The 17,192-nt window shown below is 50.7% G+C and carries 12 protein-coding genes; 3 read left to right on the top strand and 9 right to left on the bottom strand.

What is annotated here, in order from left to right; all coding sequences use genetic code 11:
- Positions 1-115: 115 nt before the first annotated feature.
- From LI015_RS03575 to nuoE, 4 genes are all read right to left on the bottom strand, one after another.
- The gene (locus tag LI015_RS03575; protein WP_227124172.1) at positions 116-601 is read right to left on the bottom strand and encodes a hypothetical protein; all 486 of its coding nucleotides are present in this window, start codon (positions 599-601) and stop codon (positions 116-118) included.
- Between the two features lie 556 nt (positions 602-1,157).
- Positions 1,158-2,951: an NADH-dependent [FeFe] hydrogenase, group A6 gene (locus tag LI015_RS03570; RefSeq protein ID WP_227124171.1), complete on the bottom strand. Its 1,794-nt coding sequence runs from the start codon at positions 2,949-2,951 to the stop codon at positions 1,158-1,160.
- A 10-nt stretch (positions 2,952-2,961) separates the two neighbouring features.
- A complete protein-coding gene (locus LI015_RS03565; RefSeq protein WP_227124170.1) occupies positions 2,962-6,063 on the bottom strand; it encodes an NADH-ubiquinone oxidoreductase-F iron-sulfur binding region domain-containing protein in 3,102 nt (1,033 codons plus the stop codon).
- The gene (nuoE, locus tag LI015_RS03560) at positions 6,063-6,578 is read right to left on the bottom strand and encodes an NADH-quinone oxidoreductase subunit NuoE (protein ID WP_002568593.1); all 516 of its coding nucleotides are present in this window, start codon (positions 6,576-6,578) and stop codon (positions 6,063-6,065) included. The genes LI015_RS03565 and nuoE overlap by 1 nt, the downstream gene beginning before the upstream one ends.
- 660 nt (positions 6,579-7,238) lie before the next feature.
- Between nuoE and LI015_RS03555 the strand changes: the two genes are divergently transcribed.
- Entirely contained in the window at positions 7,239-8,831 is a 1,593-nt protein-coding gene (locus tag LI015_RS03555; protein ID WP_118018298.1) for an SPFH domain-containing protein, read from the top strand.
- Between the two features lie 108 nt (positions 8,832-8,939).
- Here LI015_RS03555 and LI015_RS03550 read toward each other — a convergent pair whose 3' ends face one another.
- The gene (locus tag LI015_RS03550) at positions 8,940-11,573 is read right to left on the bottom strand and encodes a sensor histidine kinase (protein WP_227124169.1); all 2,634 of its coding nucleotides are present in this window, start codon (positions 11,571-11,573) and stop codon (positions 8,940-8,942) included.
- Positions 11,545-12,255, bottom strand: a complete 711-nt coding sequence (locus LI015_RS03545) for a response regulator transcription factor (RefSeq protein ID WP_002568596.1) — start codon at positions 12,253-12,255, stop codon at positions 11,545-11,547. The genes LI015_RS03550 and LI015_RS03545 overlap by 29 nt, the downstream gene beginning before the upstream one ends.
- 336 nt (positions 12,256-12,591) lie before the next feature.
- Between LI015_RS03545 and LI015_RS03540 the strand changes: the two genes are divergently transcribed.
- Positions 12,592-13,365: an SDR family oxidoreductase gene (locus tag LI015_RS03540; protein WP_002568597.1), complete on the top strand. Its 774-nt coding sequence runs from the start codon at positions 12,592-12,594 to the stop codon at positions 13,363-13,365.
- Between the two features lie 21 nt (positions 13,366-13,386).
- Positions 13,387-13,725 (top strand): hypothetical protein, encoded by a 339-nt coding sequence (locus LI015_RS03535; RefSeq protein ID WP_002568598.1) that lies wholly within the window; start codon positions 13,387-13,389, stop codon positions 13,723-13,725.
- 52 nt (positions 13,726-13,777) lie between these two features.
- Here the strand turns inward: LI015_RS03535 and LI015_RS03530 are convergent, their stop codons facing one another.
- From LI015_RS03530 to LI015_RS03520, 3 genes are read right to left on the bottom strand one after another with little or no spacing between them, the layout of a single operon-like run.
- Positions 13,778-14,218: a chemotaxis protein CheW gene (locus LI015_RS03530; protein ID WP_002568599.1), complete on the bottom strand. Its 441-nt coding sequence runs from the start codon at positions 14,216-14,218 to the stop codon at positions 13,778-13,780.
- Complete coding sequence (locus LI015_RS03525) at positions 14,208-16,235, bottom strand: chemotaxis protein CheA (protein WP_002568600.1); 2,028 nt, start codon at positions 16,233-16,235, stop codon at positions 14,208-14,210. The genes LI015_RS03530 and LI015_RS03525 overlap by 11 nt, the downstream gene beginning before the upstream one ends.
- A 15-nt stretch (positions 16,236-16,250) precedes the next feature.
- Positions 16,251-17,189: a GGDEF domain-containing response regulator gene (locus LI015_RS03520; protein WP_002568601.1), complete on the bottom strand. Its 939-nt coding sequence runs from the start codon at positions 17,187-17,189 to the stop codon at positions 16,251-16,253.
- Between the last annotated feature and the right edge of the window lie 3 nt (positions 17,190-17,192).

Here is a 17,192-nt window from a genome sequence, read left to right as displayed (position 1 = left end):
GCACTCTGATGCATAGTGCATCCTGTCATATGTCAGAACACTTCCTGCTTCAAACACCTCCACTAAATATCCCATCCGATGTCCCCTGCCCGCAGCCCATCAGACTCCCAGGCTTTTAAACATCTTGTCTCTGTATTCCTTGTTCCTCGCCCCGCTCCATTCCTTTTTTCTCTCCATCCTCAAAAAGCATCTGTCCCAGTATTGTCATTCCTATCTTCTCCTTTACATCCATTAGCTGGTTCCGATCCAAAAATTTAACTGCCAATGCGTACAGCACGGACTGCATTCTCTTGACGTCCTCTTCCTTCATATCCAATCCCGGATTCTCCAGTATATCCATGCCGCGGCAGATGCGTTCGCTGATTTCCATAGTGCCTGACATCAAAGGCGTCAAAAGAAGCGAAAATACATCGCAGCGTTTCAGCCGTTTTTTCTTTCTGATTTTTCGCTCTGATTTTTGGAATACTTTATCTGCACGCCCGTCCTTCAGACGTATGGGCTCAATGCGGTATATGCTGTTTCCGTTCATCCGTTCCCGTTTCAGCACCTTTACATTTGATGTACACAGTGCTAATGTTGCAACCGGCACATTGTAAATCATGCCTATATATGCCTCGTACTCACGAAAACGCCGCAAATCACGTTCCGTTATGCTGTCACTCTCAAATTCCAGATGTATTCATGATCCACCCATACAGCCTCCTGTTCCGGCAAACCATACAGGAACCTGCCTCCATTATACTTAATGTCACCCTGCCAGACAAGGACGCCCTGCCTGATATCATACAATTTATAGTTACTTATTTTACTTGATTCGTTGGATTTCACACCCGGTACAGCGGGAAGATTTTTACATAGATACTACGTAATTTGATTTTTGCAGAATTCTGTTATCAGAACTTAGATTTTTATTCTTATACAATTATGGCGGAGGTCCCTCATATGCGTTCACGCCCCGGCGTCTGTTTTTTAATATAGCATGTCAGTGCGCCTATTGCAATCTCAAAATAGAAACTCATCCATACCCCCAGCCGCAAAAAACTTCATTTCCAAACAGCAGCGGCCGGGAAATGAATCACATGGTTTCCCGGCCGCAGGCTGCTCTTTACTTAAACTCCAACCTCAAAGTCCAATCCTTCCCTCCGGCCATTCATCCGCTAAACCAGCTGGTTATATTTTCCCCGCTTCACATAGTGGGTATGCAGCAGATGATGGGACAAATGTCCATTGGGTTCACCCAGATATTCGCTGTAGAGCTTCATCAGATCAGGGTTCTCATGGGATTTGCGCAGCACCTTGCGCTCATCCTCACTGTAGAGAGCGTTTGAACGTTTTTCACGGTAATTCTCTTCCGTGCATCTTGGCTGTCCGCCGCCGTTTATGCAGCCTCCCGGACATCCCATTACCTCTATGAAATGATAGGGCGATGTGCCTGCCGCCACCTCATCCATAAGCATGGAGGCGCCTTCCAGTCCGCTGGTTACCGCCACATTCACAGTTACTCCCTTTAAATGTTCGTATGCAGGAAGCGTATCCTCAATTGTGATGGAGGCTGTCTTTACCTGCTCCAATCCCACTATAGGCGCCACATGCAGCTTGTCAAAGGGAAGTTCCTTTCCGGTCACCACTTCGTATACCGTACGCAGGGCTGCTTCCATAACGCCTCCGGTTACGCCAAATATATCAGCTGCTCCTGTTCCCAGTCCCAGAGGCGCGTCAAACTCACCCTCCGGAAGATTCACAAAATCAATGCCTGCCGTCTTAATCATACGGGCCAGCTCCCTGGTGGTCAGTACGGCGTCCACATCGCGGTTGCCGTCCACTTCCATTTCCGGGCGCTGTATTTCATACTTCTTGGCTGTACAGGGCATGACAGATACCACAAACATGTTTTCCGGCGCGATTGCGGTGCGCTCTGCATAGAAGGATTTCACCACGGCGCCCAGCATGGTATGGGGACTCTTGCAGGTGGACAGATGGTCTAACTCCTCCGGGAACTGATGCTCAATATGCTTGATCCAGCCAGGAGAACAGCTGGTAATCATAGGAAGTACCGCCTTTTCCTTTTGGGACTCATCCCCCTTCAGAGCTGCGTTCAGGCGGCCTAAAAGTTCAGTTCCCTCCTCCAATATAGTAAGGTCGGCGGAAAACAGGGTGTCAAACACATCGTCAAACCCGATTTCGTGAAGAGCCGTTGCCATTTTCCCGGTGACAGGGGTTCCCACCGGCAGGCCGAACTCTTCACCCAGGGCAGCCCTCACTGCCGGGGCCACCTGGACCACCACTCTCTTTTCAGGGTCAGCCAGCGCCCGCCACACCGGTGCAAGGCCGTCTGTCTCCTTCAAGGCTCCGGTGGGGCAGACCACAGTACACTGGCCGCACATGGCGCAGGCTGTGGAGTTAAGAGGCAGCCCCATGGCCGGGCTTACCACCGTATCAAATCCGCGGTTCTGGGCCTGGATCGCTCCCACCTTCTGAATCTGGGTACACACAGTGACACACCTCCGGCAGAGAACGCATTTGCTGGTATCCCTTGTGATGGACGGGGAAATATCCACCATGGGCTTGGTCATGGCTCCCTCAAACCGGCTCTCGCTGACTCCCAGCTCATAGCCCAGCTCCTGAAGCTCACAGTTAGTATTCCTGCTGCAGTTGAGACAATCCTTTGGATGATTGGACAGCAGCAGCTCATACAGTACCTTTCTGGCAGCCAGCACCTTGGGAGAATGGGTTCTTATGACCATTCCCTCCCTTACCTTAGCCATGCAGGAGGCCTGAAGGTTCTTCATTCCCTCCACTTCCACAACACAGATACGGCAGGAGCCGTACTGATGGACATTCTTCATATGGCACAGACTGGGAATCCTGATTCCCACTGTCTCAGCCGCTTCCATAATGGTGGAGCCCTCTGAAACCTCCACCGGTTTTCCATTTATCGTTACATGTATCATAATCTACCTCCTATCTCCTGTCGCAGTGCAGGCACCTGAGAGCCTCGCCCATGGCATCCAGCTTGTGGAATCCGCAGTTCACTTCCCTGAAATTGTCCTTGCGCTCCTCCACAGACAGACACCTGGTCGGGAAACGCTTATGAGGTTCATTGACTTCAATATCCGCTATCTCAGGTATATCAAACCACTCGCCCATATTCAGCTCGCCCTTGCCTCCAAGGTACTGATCAATCTTCATGGCAGCTTTCTTGCCGTCCGCAATGGCGTGAATCACAACATTGGCGCCCCATGGACTTACATCGCCTCCTGCAAACACGCCTGACTCTCCTGTCTCAGATGTAAACCTGCCGATATCCAGCTTACCGTTCTTAGCCACCTCCACATGAGTGGTGCGGTAAACCTGATGATCCACATCCTGGTTGATGGCTGTAACGATGCCGTCGCACTCCAGGAAAAAGTCAGAATCCGGAATATGGGCCGTGCGCCTGCGCCCGTCGCTTCCATAATCAGTCTCTTTCCTGCGGACCAGGTGAATGCCTGTCACCTTACCTTCTGCTCCCAGAAATTCCACCGGTGACGCCATGGCGATCAGCTTCACGCCTTCTTCCCTGGCCTCGATGATTTCATCCTTTCCGGCAGGCATCTCCTTCTCAGACCTGCGGTAAATTACAGTTACTTCTGAGGTTCCCAGACGCACCGCGGTCCTGGCCACGTCCATGGCCGTGCTGCCGCCGCCGATTACCACCAGCTTGTTGGGCACGGACATATCCTTCTTAAGGCCGATGCGCTTTAAGAATCCAAGCCCGCTTTCCACGCCCTTAAGGTCCTCTCCCGGCACATCAAGCAGCCTGGATACCTGGGTTCCGGAAGCAATGTACACTGCATCCGACTGTTTCTTCATATCCTCAAAGGTAATGTCAGATCCTATCCTGGTATTCAGGTGAATCTGTACACCGCTCCTCTCAATGGCATGAATCTCCTTCTGCAGCACGGCCTTTGGCAGACGGTACTCCGGAATGCCCCAGTACAGAACGCCCCCTGCCACAGATTCTGACTCATACACATGTACCTCATGGCCCATATTCGCCAGATAGTAAGCGCATGTAAGGCCTGAAGGACCTGCTCCGATAACGGATATACGTTTTCCGGTAGCCGGTCTGGGTTCAACCAGAGGCACATTGTACTCATCCCGCAGCGCATAATCTCCGATGAAACGCTTCACGCTGCAGATAGCCAGAGGCTCATCCACCTGGGCGCGCCGGCAATGGTCCTCGCATGGATGGGTACAGACACGTCCGCACACTGCCGGGAACGGGTTATCCTGCCGAATCAGGCGGTACGCGTCCTCTGTTCTGCCGGCTGCCAGCAGGGACATATATCCGGGTATAAATACATTGGCAGGACATGCATTGCGGCAGGGTGAGGTCTGAAGCTCGGCGCAGACGCCTGCGCTGCAATGCTTCTCATAGATGTGGGCCTCGTATTCGCTGCGGAAATATTTAAGGGTGGACAGGACAGGATTGGGCGCTGTCTGTCCCAGGCCGCACATGGCTGTCTGCTGAATGGTTCCGGCCAGCTCCTCCAGAAGCTCCAGGTCCTCAGGCTGCCCCTTTCCCTCGGTGATACGCTCCAGTATTTCCAGCATTCTTCTGGTGCCGTTGCGGCAGGGAAGGCATTTACCGCAGGATTCATCGCAGATAAAGTCCATGAAATACCGCGCTGTATCCACCATACAGGTATCCTCATTCATGACAATGAGTCCGCCGGAACCCATGATTGCCCCCAGGCTGGACAGGGATTCATAATCCACAGGCGTGTTCAGATGTGTCTTGGTCAGACATCCGCCGGAGGGACCGCCGGACTGAATGGCCTTGAATTTTTTGCCCCCAATGATTCCGCCGCCAATCTTGTATATGATATCTCCCAGAATCGTACCCATGGGAACCTCGATAATACCTGCATTGACAATATCTCCCGCCAGGGCAAATACCTTTGTGCCCGCGCTCTTTTCCGTGCCGAATCCCCTGTACCACTGTGAGCCGTTCAGAATAATGGGCGCTGCATTTGCCAGGGTTTCCACATTGTTAATGATGGTGGGACTTTCAAACAAGCCCTTTTCAAAGGGGAACGGCGGCTTCTGCCTTGGCTCTCCCCTTTTTCCCTCGATGGACGCCAGAAGGGAGGTTTCCTCGCCGCAGACAAAGGCGCCTGCGCCGATACGGATTTCCAGGTCAAAGGAAAAACCGCTTCCCATCACGTTCTCTCCCAGAATGCCCGCTTTCCTGGCCTGGTCAATGGCATTGCCCAGCCGCTCCACTGCTATGGGATACTCTGCCCTCACATATACGTAACCCTTGGAGGCTCCTATGGCATATCCTCCTAACATCATGCCCTCGATAATGCTGTGCGGGTCGCCCTCCAGGATGCTTCTGTCCATAAATGCGCCGGGATCCCCCTCATCCGCATTGCAGACCATGAATTTGCGTCCGTCCTCAGACACAGCCTTCATACCTGCTTCCCACTTCACTCCGGTAGGGAATCCGGCGCCGCCGCGCCCTCTGAGGCCGGCAGCCTTCATCTCTTCCACCACCTGGGCCGGCGTCATCTCCGACAGTGCTCTTGCCAGGGCGCCGTATCCGTCCCTGGATATGTATGCCTCCAGGGAAGCATACTCCATGTGTCCGCAGTTTCTCAGCGCCACACGTACCTGGCCCTTGAAGAACGGAATATCCTCCATCCTCGGCACATGGACTCCCTCGTCCTCGTCAAAATATGTATATTCCTCGCACACCTCATCCTTCAGAAGATGCCTGGCCACCACGTCCTCTGCCTTTTCAGGATTCATCTTTGTGTAGAAGATTCCCTCCGGCTCAACCAGGATGACGGGACCCATGGCGCATGTACCCATACATCCGGTGACCATGACCTTAACCTCATCATCCAGCTTATATGTACTCACTGACTTTATAAGCGCATCCCTTACTTCCCCGCAGTTAGAGGATATGCACCCTGCTCCGCCGCACACCAGCACCTGACGCCGGTAGGACTTTTGCCGTCTCAGATATTCTTCTTTTATGCTTAATAAATCATCACGTTTTTTTACTGCATCCATTACTCCTGCCCCTCCTCTTCATAGTAGCGTTCCAGAATCTGTTCCAGTTTGTCAGGATTTACCTGTTTGTAAACCTGGTCGTCAATTGACATGGCCGGAGCCAGACCGCAGGCCCCGATACATCTGGCCACCTCAAAGGTAAACCTTCTGTCCGCCGTGGTCTCACCTATTTCCACATCCAGCAGTTCCTTTAACCGCTCTACGATTTTCTTCCCGCCCCTTACATAGCAGGCCGTCCCCAGACAGACACGTATGGTGTGTTCTCCTCTGGGCTGGGTAGAAAAGAAAGAATAAAACGTCACTACCCCCGATACCTCTGCCAGACTGATATCCAGAGCGTCTGCTATGACCTTCTGGACCTCCAGAGGCAGATAACCATATATTCCCTGCGCCATATGAAGGACCTGTATCAGACTTCCCTCTTTCCCCCTGTACTCTGCCGCCAACTCGCCAATCCGCTTTAACAGCGCTTCTTCACTGTGGTCACAGCAGCATGCATGTGTGTTTTCACCCATCACTTCATTCCTCCTTGTTATGAGCACTTACCGCCTGTTATACGGCGCTTGTGTGCAATACATGCCACTGGCACGAAAACGGCCGTCCCTTGACCGTTTTGCGCAGTGGCTCACCTCTAAAAGCGTTGCGCTGCTGGCCGGGCAGACAGCTGCAGTCTGTCTGTCGGCTCCCTCACCGCAGGTTCCCCCCATTGCGTCCGGAGGATTGTATTGTGAAAAATTATACAAAGTTAAGGCGGGAGCAACCTTACCGGTTACTCCCGCCAAAAAGACCCTGTATAACTTTTACTGACTTTTTAAAATTATCTCGTCTGCGGTATCGTAAATGACCGCGTCCGCCTTTGATTTTCATACCGCATCCCCCTGTCTTGATTTCACGTAAAAATTAATGTGCCTAAAAATTTTTGTATATTCTAACTTTTTTTGTATTTTTTCCATAATATCACAAGGACATTGTACTTGTCAATATACAATCTAATATTTAACAATCTCAAAAACAGCCCAACACTTATTTATTCTGTCTTTATATATCAGAAAATTTATTAATATTATCCTACAAATTCTGTCGATTTTCAGAACCTCTATTCCTTAATTTTCCAGCATATGTTACAATAGTACCTATCAAATACAAAAAATTTTCATATGCAGAAAGGAGTCCTTATGTTCGATTTAGACTTTATTCTCACCTCACTGGGATTTATTGTCCCGGTCATTCTGGTCATCATCATCATTACCCAGGGGTACGTCAAGGCGCCGCCTGACCACGCCTACATCATTTCCGGCCTGCGCAAGCAGCCAAGGGTGCTCATAGGACGGGCAGGCATCAAAATTCCGTTTTTTGAGCAGCTGGATAAACTGTACCTTGGACAGATTACAGTGGATATCAAGACCGATGAATACATCCCAACCAACGATTTCATCAATGTTATGGTGGATGCGGTTGCCAAGATACGGGTGGCTGACGACGACGAACGGATGAAGCTGGCTATGAGGAACTTCCTGAACAAAGAGCCGGCAAACATTGCCGCCGACCTGCAGGACTCCCTTCAGGGCAACATGCGTGAGATCATCGGTACGCTTACACTGAGGGCCATTAACACGGACCGTGATTCCTTCTCTGACCAGGTTATGATTAAGGCTTCCAAGGACATGGAGAAGCTGGGTATTGACATCCTTTCCTGCAACATCCAGAACGTGACGGATGAACACGGACTCATACAGGATCTTGGTATGGATAACACCTCCAAAATCCGCAAGGACGCATCCATCGCAAAGGCAGAGGCAGAACGTGATATTGCCATTGCCCAGGCAGCTGCGGACAATGCCGCCAATGACGCAAGGGTGGCTGCCGAGACCGAGATAGCCCAGAAGAACAACGAGCTGGCCATCAAGAAGGCCGAACTGCAGAAGGCGTCCGATACAAAAAAAGCGGAGGCTGACGCTGCCTACGAGATTCAGAAACAGGAACAGCAGAAAACCATCCAGACCGCCACGGTCAACGCCCAGATTGCCAGGGCTGAACGCGAAGCCGAACTGCGTAAACAGGAAGTACTGGTACAGCAGCAGGCATTGGAAGCTGAGATCAACAAAAAAGCAGATGCGGACCGATATGCCATTGAACAGGCTGCCGCTGCCGGCCTGACCAAGCGCCAGCGCGAGGCCGAAGCAAAGAAGTACGAGCAGGAGCAGGAGGCCCTGGCCAAGAAAGCCCAGGCTGACGCGGAACAGTATGAGCGTGAAAAAGACGCTGAGGCGCAGAAGGCCATTGCTGAGGCACAGAAGTATTCCATGGTCCAGGAGGCAGAAGGTATCAGGGCCAAGGGCGAGGCTGAGGCTGCCGCTATCCGTGCCAAGGCACTGGCTGAGGCAGAAGGTATGGAGAAAAAAGCCGAGGCTTATCAGAAGTATAATAAGGCGGCCATGGCTGAGATGATGATTCAGGTGCTTCCTGACATCGCCGGGAAGATTGCAGAGCCTCTGTCACAGATTGACAAGATTACAATTATCGGAGGCGGCAGTGATTCGGATAACGGCGTAGGGGCCATTGCCGGCAATGTGCCTGTGGTCATGGCAAAGCTATTTGAATCCATGAAAGAAACCACAGGCGTGGACCTGGCAGAAATCATGAAGGCGGATACATATGACGCCAAGGTCAACCGGAACGTGAACCTGACCGGCGCCCCTGATATTATCCTTGGAAGCGGGCAGAAGGCCCTTAATCCTAATCCGGATTCGGATAATATCCAGCCATAAATTCTTTCTGCCCATGGAGGATATTTTAAATTAGTATAGCAGAAACACCTCATAGAACAACCTGTGATATAGATACAGGGGATTTCTATGAGGTGTTTCTTTTTACTTCTATTCTTCTCTGTCTTTCTTACCTTCCTGGGCCTCCTTAGCGCCCCAAACCACGCCTTCCATGTCAAATGTGCCTGCGGATATGTCAATGTCATGGTCTGCTTCCACTCCCGCAGATACTCTCACATTCCCTTTCTGCACATCTGCTGCCGTCTTTCCCGGCCCATCTGCTGCTCCCGGCATTTCCGGCATATTAGGTATTTCCGGCATATTCGGCATACATGACATATCCGGTTCTCCTGCTGCTCCCGGCACAGCCGCAGTTTCCCGTTCTTCCCGCACAGGCTCCCTCTCAGGATCCCTCCCAGGCTCCTGCCCGGCTCCGCCTGGTTCCTCTATCTTCCAGCGGATGGATACGCGGAACAAATCATCCTCCACTTCCAGCTTCATGGTACCGCCCTGGACCTCCACAAAGCTTCTGGCAATGGCAAGCCCCAGTCCTGAGCCCTCTGTGTTGCGTGATGTATCCCCGCGGACAAACCGTTCTGTCAGCTCCTCAGGAGATACCTCCAGCTCCCTGGCTGAAATATTGCGCATGGTTATCAGTACATGGCCGTCATCTTCCCTGACCACCTGGATATAGGCCCGTGTGCCCGGCATTCCGTACTTTGTTATATTTACCAGCAGGTTTTCAAATACACGGTAGGTCTTCTGGCTGTCCAGATAAAGAAGGATTTTCTCCTCAGGCAGATTGTAGCGGAACTCGATCCCGCTTGCCTCAATCTTATCAGACAGCTCAAACCGCACCTGCTTTAAAAGGCTCACGATATCCACGTCCTCCTGGTGAAGGCTGACTGTGCCGCTGCTGGCTTTGCTGACCTCAAACAGGTCCTCTATAAGCGCCTTCAGACGCATGGATTTCTGGTCCAGCACCCGGACATAGGACTTTCTCTCCTCTGCTGTCACATTCTCCTGCTTTAACAGATTTACGTAAGTGATGATAGCCGTAAGAGGTGTCTTTAAGTCATGGGATACATTGGTAATCAATTCCGACTTGGTCCTCTCGCTTTTCACCTCCTGGGCCACTGCTTTCTTAAAGCCGTCCTGAATCCGGCTCAGCTGCTCCTTAAACGGGTTAAAGATTCCCAGATCCTCCTGAATCTCCACATCCAGGTTTCCCTCTGCTATCTCATTGATACTTTTTAACAGCGTATTATATTTCTGCTGCATCTGCCCCCAATATTTCTGTAATAGGAAAAACAGAACCAGGGAGTAAATTACCAGGGCGCCGATTCCCCAGAACCAGAGACAGGAGATAATGGTCAGTATGACAAAATTTGCAATAATGGCCTTGCCTATAATCTTGGTGGAACGGCGCTCCCAGTCAGTCTCGTTAAAAACATTGAGGGCATTTAATGTCCAGCGCTTGATGAAGCGCAGGAAACGTCCCAGCCATGTGCGCTCTTTGAAATAGCGCCAGGGGCCCAGGGAAAAGATAGCCCTGTAACAGGTAATTCCCCAGTAAAACATTCCGTAGCTCACCATCCAGAACGCCAGATTAATGACCACTGCCATCACATCCGCGGACCAGGGAAGAAATTCCGCTCTCATAAGTTCGCTCTTTAAGCTGCCGTCCATGGTAGAAGCAATCAGCGCCATGGGTATGGTTCCCTCACCAATAATACCCAGCCAGGCCACTCCGATACAGCTCAGCGGCTCAAATGAAAGCCTGCACAGTGCGCTCTTACCAATCTCAAACCGTTTCACAGCCGGCAAAGCCAGGGCCAGCACGGTCAGAAGTCCCAGTACAGATGCGCCTATGGCAAAATAGCCGTTGCTGAAACGGTAATCCCGGATAGTAAGCTGCTGATCCGCGCTGTTAGACCTGACATCCGTATAGCCGAACATCTGGGATGGACTGCACCGGAACACCACTGTCATGTCCTTGGGTCCCTGGAATTCCACGCCGCTGTAGCGATAGTTCTCGTCCAGTCTTACCTCCAGCGGATCGTAAAATTCAAATCTGGTCAATGACTCCTTGATGCGCGTAATATCATCATCCCTGTTTCCCTTTATATCCAGAACCTTCAGTATGCCGTTTGAATTAAAGTTTATGGTGAACTGAATCTGGTCATCCTTCAGGGGTTCCTGGAAAAATGTCTTTGGATCCGTCACATTGCTGCGTCCATAGGTCCCATCCTGCTCACAGATCCCATAGGACAAGCTGGAATAATACTGCCTGTAGAGGCTTTCCCATTCGCTTCCCGCGCTGTCAATGGTCTGCTGCATGGACTGGTAATAGTAAATGTCATAGGGATCCCCACTGTCGTAGACCATGGTCTGTTCCCCATCTTCCCCATACTCTATCTGTACCGCGGCTTCGTCTTCCGGCTGCTGCTGGCGGATCTTTTCCTCCAGCCCCGGCAGGAATGTCTGGGCATAGGTCAGACGCCGTCCCGTATCCTCCTGCATTTTCTGATGCCAGATTTCATAACTGAAATTCATAACCTGGGTTGCCAGGTTTCCAAAATTACTGCTCTCCTCAACCTGGCGGACGGACCTCCTGTTGTGGTAGCTCTCCGCCTTTGTTTTCATATAGGGGTATAATCCTATGGTTCCGGCTGATGCCAAAAGCAATGCCAGAATAATAATCAATATTCCCAGCCTATGGCTGCTTTTCAATTTTGTATCCAACTCCCCACACCACCTTTACATATTTGGGTTCCCTGGGATTCACTTCTATCTTTTCCCTCAGGTTACGTATGTGTACCATGACCGTATCCGTATTCACTGCCCTCTCGTTCCACACCCGTTCGTAGATTTCCTCTGCGGGAAATACACGCCCCGGGTTCTGTATCAATAAAAGAAGGATTTTGAACTCGATAGGGGTTACCTTAACCGTTTTGTCATCCACGGTCACCTCTACCGTCTCCTCGTTGACCTCCAAACCTCCCAGCCTGTGCACCTTCGGATTCTCCGTCTGCTTTGAGTTCAAACGATCCAGAAACCGGTGGTAACGCCGCAGCTGTGAGTTGACCCTGGCCATAAGTTCCATTGGAGTAAAGGGCTTTGTGATGTAATCGTCCGCCCCCATGTTCAGGCCCAGTATCTTATCCACTTCCTCTGACTTGGCTGACAGGAAAATAACGGGAAAGTCATATTTTTCACGGAGTTTTGCTGTCATAGTAATACCGTCCATACGCGGCATCATCACATCCACAATGGCCAGATCAATCTCTCTTTCCTCCAGCACCTTAAGCCCTTCCACTCCGTCTGCTGCCTGGAATACTGCATATCCCTGGCTCTTTAAGAATATTTCCACGCCTTCCCGTATCTCTTTGTCATCCTCTACCAGTAAAATCCGGTCCCCATTCATGTTCATTTCCTCCTTACGCTATTTATACTAACAACTAAAACAAAATTTAACCTTCATAAAAAACAAAAGAATATCTAAAGTCTTATTGTAACATTCCTAAACACATTGTTCAACGGGGGATAGCTGTCTGATCCGGCTGCTTTGCCCCAGGCAGCGGTATATAATGGGCTGAAAATCACTGTCAATATAGGTGTTATCTGTTAAAAATTGTGCGATATTGTTATTTATTTATTTAAATTGACAAAGCAATTTACTCATGATATTGTTGTAGTAAATTTTTTATTCAGAATTATCAATATTTAACAAATTATTTTCAATTAAAAGGGAGGAATTACATTGAGTACATACGTGATTACAGGCGGCACTACCGGCATAGGAGCTGCCACCCGCAAGCTGCTCCTGTCCCAGGGCCATGAAGTGTTTAACATTGATTTTAAGGGAGGGGACTGCCTTGCGGATCTGTCCGCTCCGCAAGGACGCCAGGGCGCTATTGACGAGGTATTCCGCCGCTATCCCGACGGCATTGACGTACTGATATGCAATGCCGGCGTAGGACCCACGGCTCCGCCCCAGATGATATTTGCGCTGAATTTCTTTGCCAGCGTCAAGATTGCCGAGGCACTGCGTCCCCTGTTAAAGAAAAAGAAAGGCAATTGTGTGGTAACCTCCTCCAACTCCATCACCAACATGACGGTGCGCATGGACTGGGTGGATATGCTGTCCAACGTTATGGATGAAGAACGCATCCTGGAATTTGTAAAAGACATTCCCCGTACCCAGGCCGCATCCTGTTACAGCTCCTCCAAGCATGCCCTGGCACGGTGGGTCCGCCGGGTTTCACCATCTTGGGCAGTGGACGGACTGCGCATTAATTCCGTTGCTCCGGGCAACACCACTACGCCCATGACACAGAACATGACCGATGCCCAGATGGAATCCGCACTGCTGATTCCCATTCCTACCCGCTATGGACGCAAGGAATTCCTTGACGCGGAAGAGATTGCCAACGGCATCACCTTCCTGGCGTCACCCATGGCCAGCGGCATCAACGGGGTCATACTGTTCGTGGACGGAGGCATCGACGCGCTGCTCCGGTCCGAACGTTTCTAAATGAAAATGGAGGATATGGATATGACAATTCTGGAAAGCTATATTGACTGTATGCAAAGAGGCGACGAAGCGGCCCTGGCGGATTTGTTCAACGAATACGGAGTGCTTCATGACTCGTCTCTCATTAAGGCAGGTATGGATACCCTCCACCTGGAAGGCAGAATGGCAGTGGAAATGATGTTTCACCACAAGTTCGGCTTTAACGGAGGTCCCTTTCCCATACACAGCGTAAAATATCTGGACGGCAATACGGTATGGTATTTCATCACCTACAACGAGCATGTGGTTCCTGTAACCGCCTTCCTGTCCGGGGTGGATGAGGACGGCAAAATCCTGCGGCTTAATATCTATCCGCTATAAAAAAGGACCGGAGCTGGAGGAAATCGTTTATTTCCCAGCTCCGGTTTGCGTTCTATTCAAAGATGACCAGTTTCTCCAGTGTTTTTTCCACATCTATCAGGGAATACAGGCTGCCATTCCACATAAAATATGCTTTTTCAACCCATAAACCTGACTCCTGCTGTTCCGGCCCCTTGATTTGTTCATCCACGCCAATTTGAGTCAGATATGGCTCCTGATACAGAAGGATGCCCAGAAAATATTTCTGATGACGGAGGACCAGTACCATCTGCCTGACTTCTGCCTCTTCTCCGCCGGACGCAGAGCCTTCCTGACAAACCACCGGCACAATGCTCCCCTTATAGTTGCAGACGCCTGCAAAATGTCCCGGAAGACATGGCATCAGGGATATCATCATATCCTTGCAGATTTCCTCCGCATAGGGAAACTCAACAGCGTAATTCCTGTGCTTTCCCGGTAAACAGAGCAATGTCTTTAACGCCTCATCCGCCATACCTTCCCTCCTTCTCATATCTGCTTATGATAATTTCCGTATCCAGCGCTGCGCAGATACGGCCGCTGCCCATGATGCTGCAGCCGCAGATGCCTGTCCTGGACCGAAATCCTGTTCCCAGAAGTGCAGGAAGATTCTTCACCACAATGCGCTTCTGTTCATAGATGGAATCTATGAAAAAGCAGCCTTCCTTCTCCGCACCCTTCACATACACCAGAATGGCCCGCTCCGGAATCTCCCCTCCCAGGGAATAGAACCTGCGGAGATTAATAAGAGGCATCATCCTGTCTTCATACAGGATGTAATCCCGTCCGTTAATTTCACGAATCTGTCCCCGGAAGGACTCATACTCCAGAAAATGATATACATGCCGGGCCGGTATGGAGAAGCGGTACTGGCCCACGCGGAAACGCACGCACTCGATAGATGCCAGATTCAAGGGAACTGATATGGAAAAGGCGCTTCCCTGTCCAATAGTACTGCGGATGGAAAGATTTCCCCCCACGTCTTCCATAATGTTCTTTACCACATCCAGCCCCACGCCCCTGCCGGAATATTCAGTAACTTTTTCATTGGTGGAAAAGCCGGGATATAGGATAAACTCCCTGATTTTCTGGGGGTCATACTCCTCGTCCGCACTGGCAAACAGCCCCTTTTGCCTGGCCCGTTCCCTGACCCGCTCCTCGTCAATGCCTTTTCCATCGTCGCTGATGGTCATTCTAAGTTCCCCGGCCACATTATCAGCCGAAAAGGTAATCTTTCCTCTCCTGTCCTTACCGGCAGCCAGCCGTTCCTCCGGGGATTCGATTCCATGGTCCACCGCATTGCGCAGAATATGCAGCAGTGCTTCTGATACATAATCCACCACACTCTTATCCGCTTCCACGTCCGAACATCTGACCACCAGGTCAGCCTCCTTTTTCTGGTCACGGCAAATATCCCTCAGTGCCCTCTTAAGCTTTGGCACAATTCTGGACACAGGCACAAGGCGCATCTCCATCACGGACCGCTCAATCTGTCCCACCAAAAGGCTGATCTGATGGCCCAGTCCGCTCTCTAAATCCTCCATCCCATTCCGTTTAAGTTCATTTTCCAGCACCTGCATCTGCAGCAGAAGCTCTGAAGCCAGGTTTTGCAGATAGTCCAGACGCTCTGTCCGAACCTCCATAAATTCGCCTTCCCTGGAATCTGTATTTTCCCGCTCAGGCGCCGCCTTCTGGGCAGCCGCAGCCGTATCCTGAGGCTGGCTGTCAGCCAATACCCTGCACTGTGCCACAAAAAGCCCCTTCCTCAGAGTCTCCAGCACCTTCTCCTTATCGCCGCTCTCAAAACGGATGAACACACCATGGCCTTCAATGTACTGCGCGCTTTCACCCTGTTTCTCCAGGTTTTCCGGATAAGTCTCCACCAGGGTACAGAGACCGGTAATGGATCGCACCAGCATGAAAGCACGTATATTCTCCATGCGGCAGCCTTCCTCCAGCGTCACATTGACTACGGTTCCGCTTTTGGAGACAAATAGTTCAGGTATGACAGGCAGTTCCTCTTTTCCCTCTTCCTCCCCCTGCGTCTTCCCGCCCTTCCCGCTGTCCTTCTCCTCTTCCCTGCTGACATGCCCCAGAAAGTCATCCGTCATCTGCTCAAGCACAGACGTATCCCCGGGCGCATAATCCTCCCTGTTCATCTGTTCCAGTTCCTGGGCAATAAAATCAGAGGCAGCAAACAAAAGGTCAAAAAGGTCCGGTTCCGGATGCTCCAGCTTGTCCATATTTTCCCTGTAGTAAGAAAACAAATCTTCCAGCTTATGGGCCAGGGAAGAAAGACCGTTAATGTCCATCATAGCGGAGGAGCTCTTGATGGTATGCATGACCCTGAAAATACTGTGAATACTGCTTTCGTTAAATCTGCCCGCTCTCTCAGCCTCTAAAAGTATCTCTGACAGCTGGCCGTTTAACTGCCTGGTCTCCAACAGGTATACTTCCAGCATCTCCAGGGCATCTGACTCAAAATATCCCATAATACACTCCGTCCATTACTGCTCCTTATACCACACGCTCTGGTTCTTGCCATGCCGTTTGCCATAATACAGTGCCTTGTCCGCACAGCCAATTCCTTCCTCCAGCCCTTCCTGCTCATGGAAGATGTGAAGTCCCAGAGTCATGGTACAGAAAAAGCCCTTATCGCCGTAAGGTATCACAAATTGTTCCACCTGCCGGCGCACCTTCTCACTGAGTTCATATGCCTCGTCCTTTGTCACATTAAAAAGAATTAAAAGAAACTCCTCGCCGCCCCACCGGACCACTCTGTGTCTGCGGCAGTTTGATTCCAGGATATTGGCAATGCATACCAGCGCCATATCTCCCGCGTCATGGCCGTATGTATCGTTCACCTGCTTGAAGTCGTCGATATCCGCCATGATAAATACGGTTTTTACCTCATCCTGACCGCAGGAACGCATATCCTCCATCAGATCTCCCACCACATACCGCCGGTTATACAGCCCCGTAAGCCCGTCCCTGTAGGCCATATAGTTAAGCTTCTCCATATTATTGCGAAGCTCCCTGTTCTGGCGGTCCAGGTCGTCCCTCTGCTTTTTCTGTATCAGATGCGCACGGATTCTGGACTGAAGCTCCTTTTTCACAAAAGGCTTCTTGATATAATCACATGCCCCCATAGAAAAGCCTTTTACCACATCCTCGTCGCTGGACCTGGATGTAAGAAAAATAATGACGGCATTTTTATGGTCTAAGTCCTGTAATATTTTATACAGTTCATATCCGTCGGCATCCGGCAGGACCACATCCAAAAGGATCAAATCCGGCTGGCACTGTCTCAGCTGCTCCTGAGCCTCCAGTCCGCTGTGAGCCTCACAGATTATGATACTCTCCTCCTTCAGCGCTGTCTTGATTTGTTCACAAATCAAAAGACTGTCATCCACAATTAGTATTGTCTGTTTTTCATCCATGGACATTAT

This window comes from Enterocloster sp. 210928-DFI.2.20 (genome assembly GCF_020554465.1).
GTDB lineage: Bacteria > Bacillota > Clostridia > Lachnospirales > Lachnospiraceae > Enterocloster > Enterocloster bolteae.
This window is presented reverse-complemented; position numbering and strand designations above follow the sequence as displayed.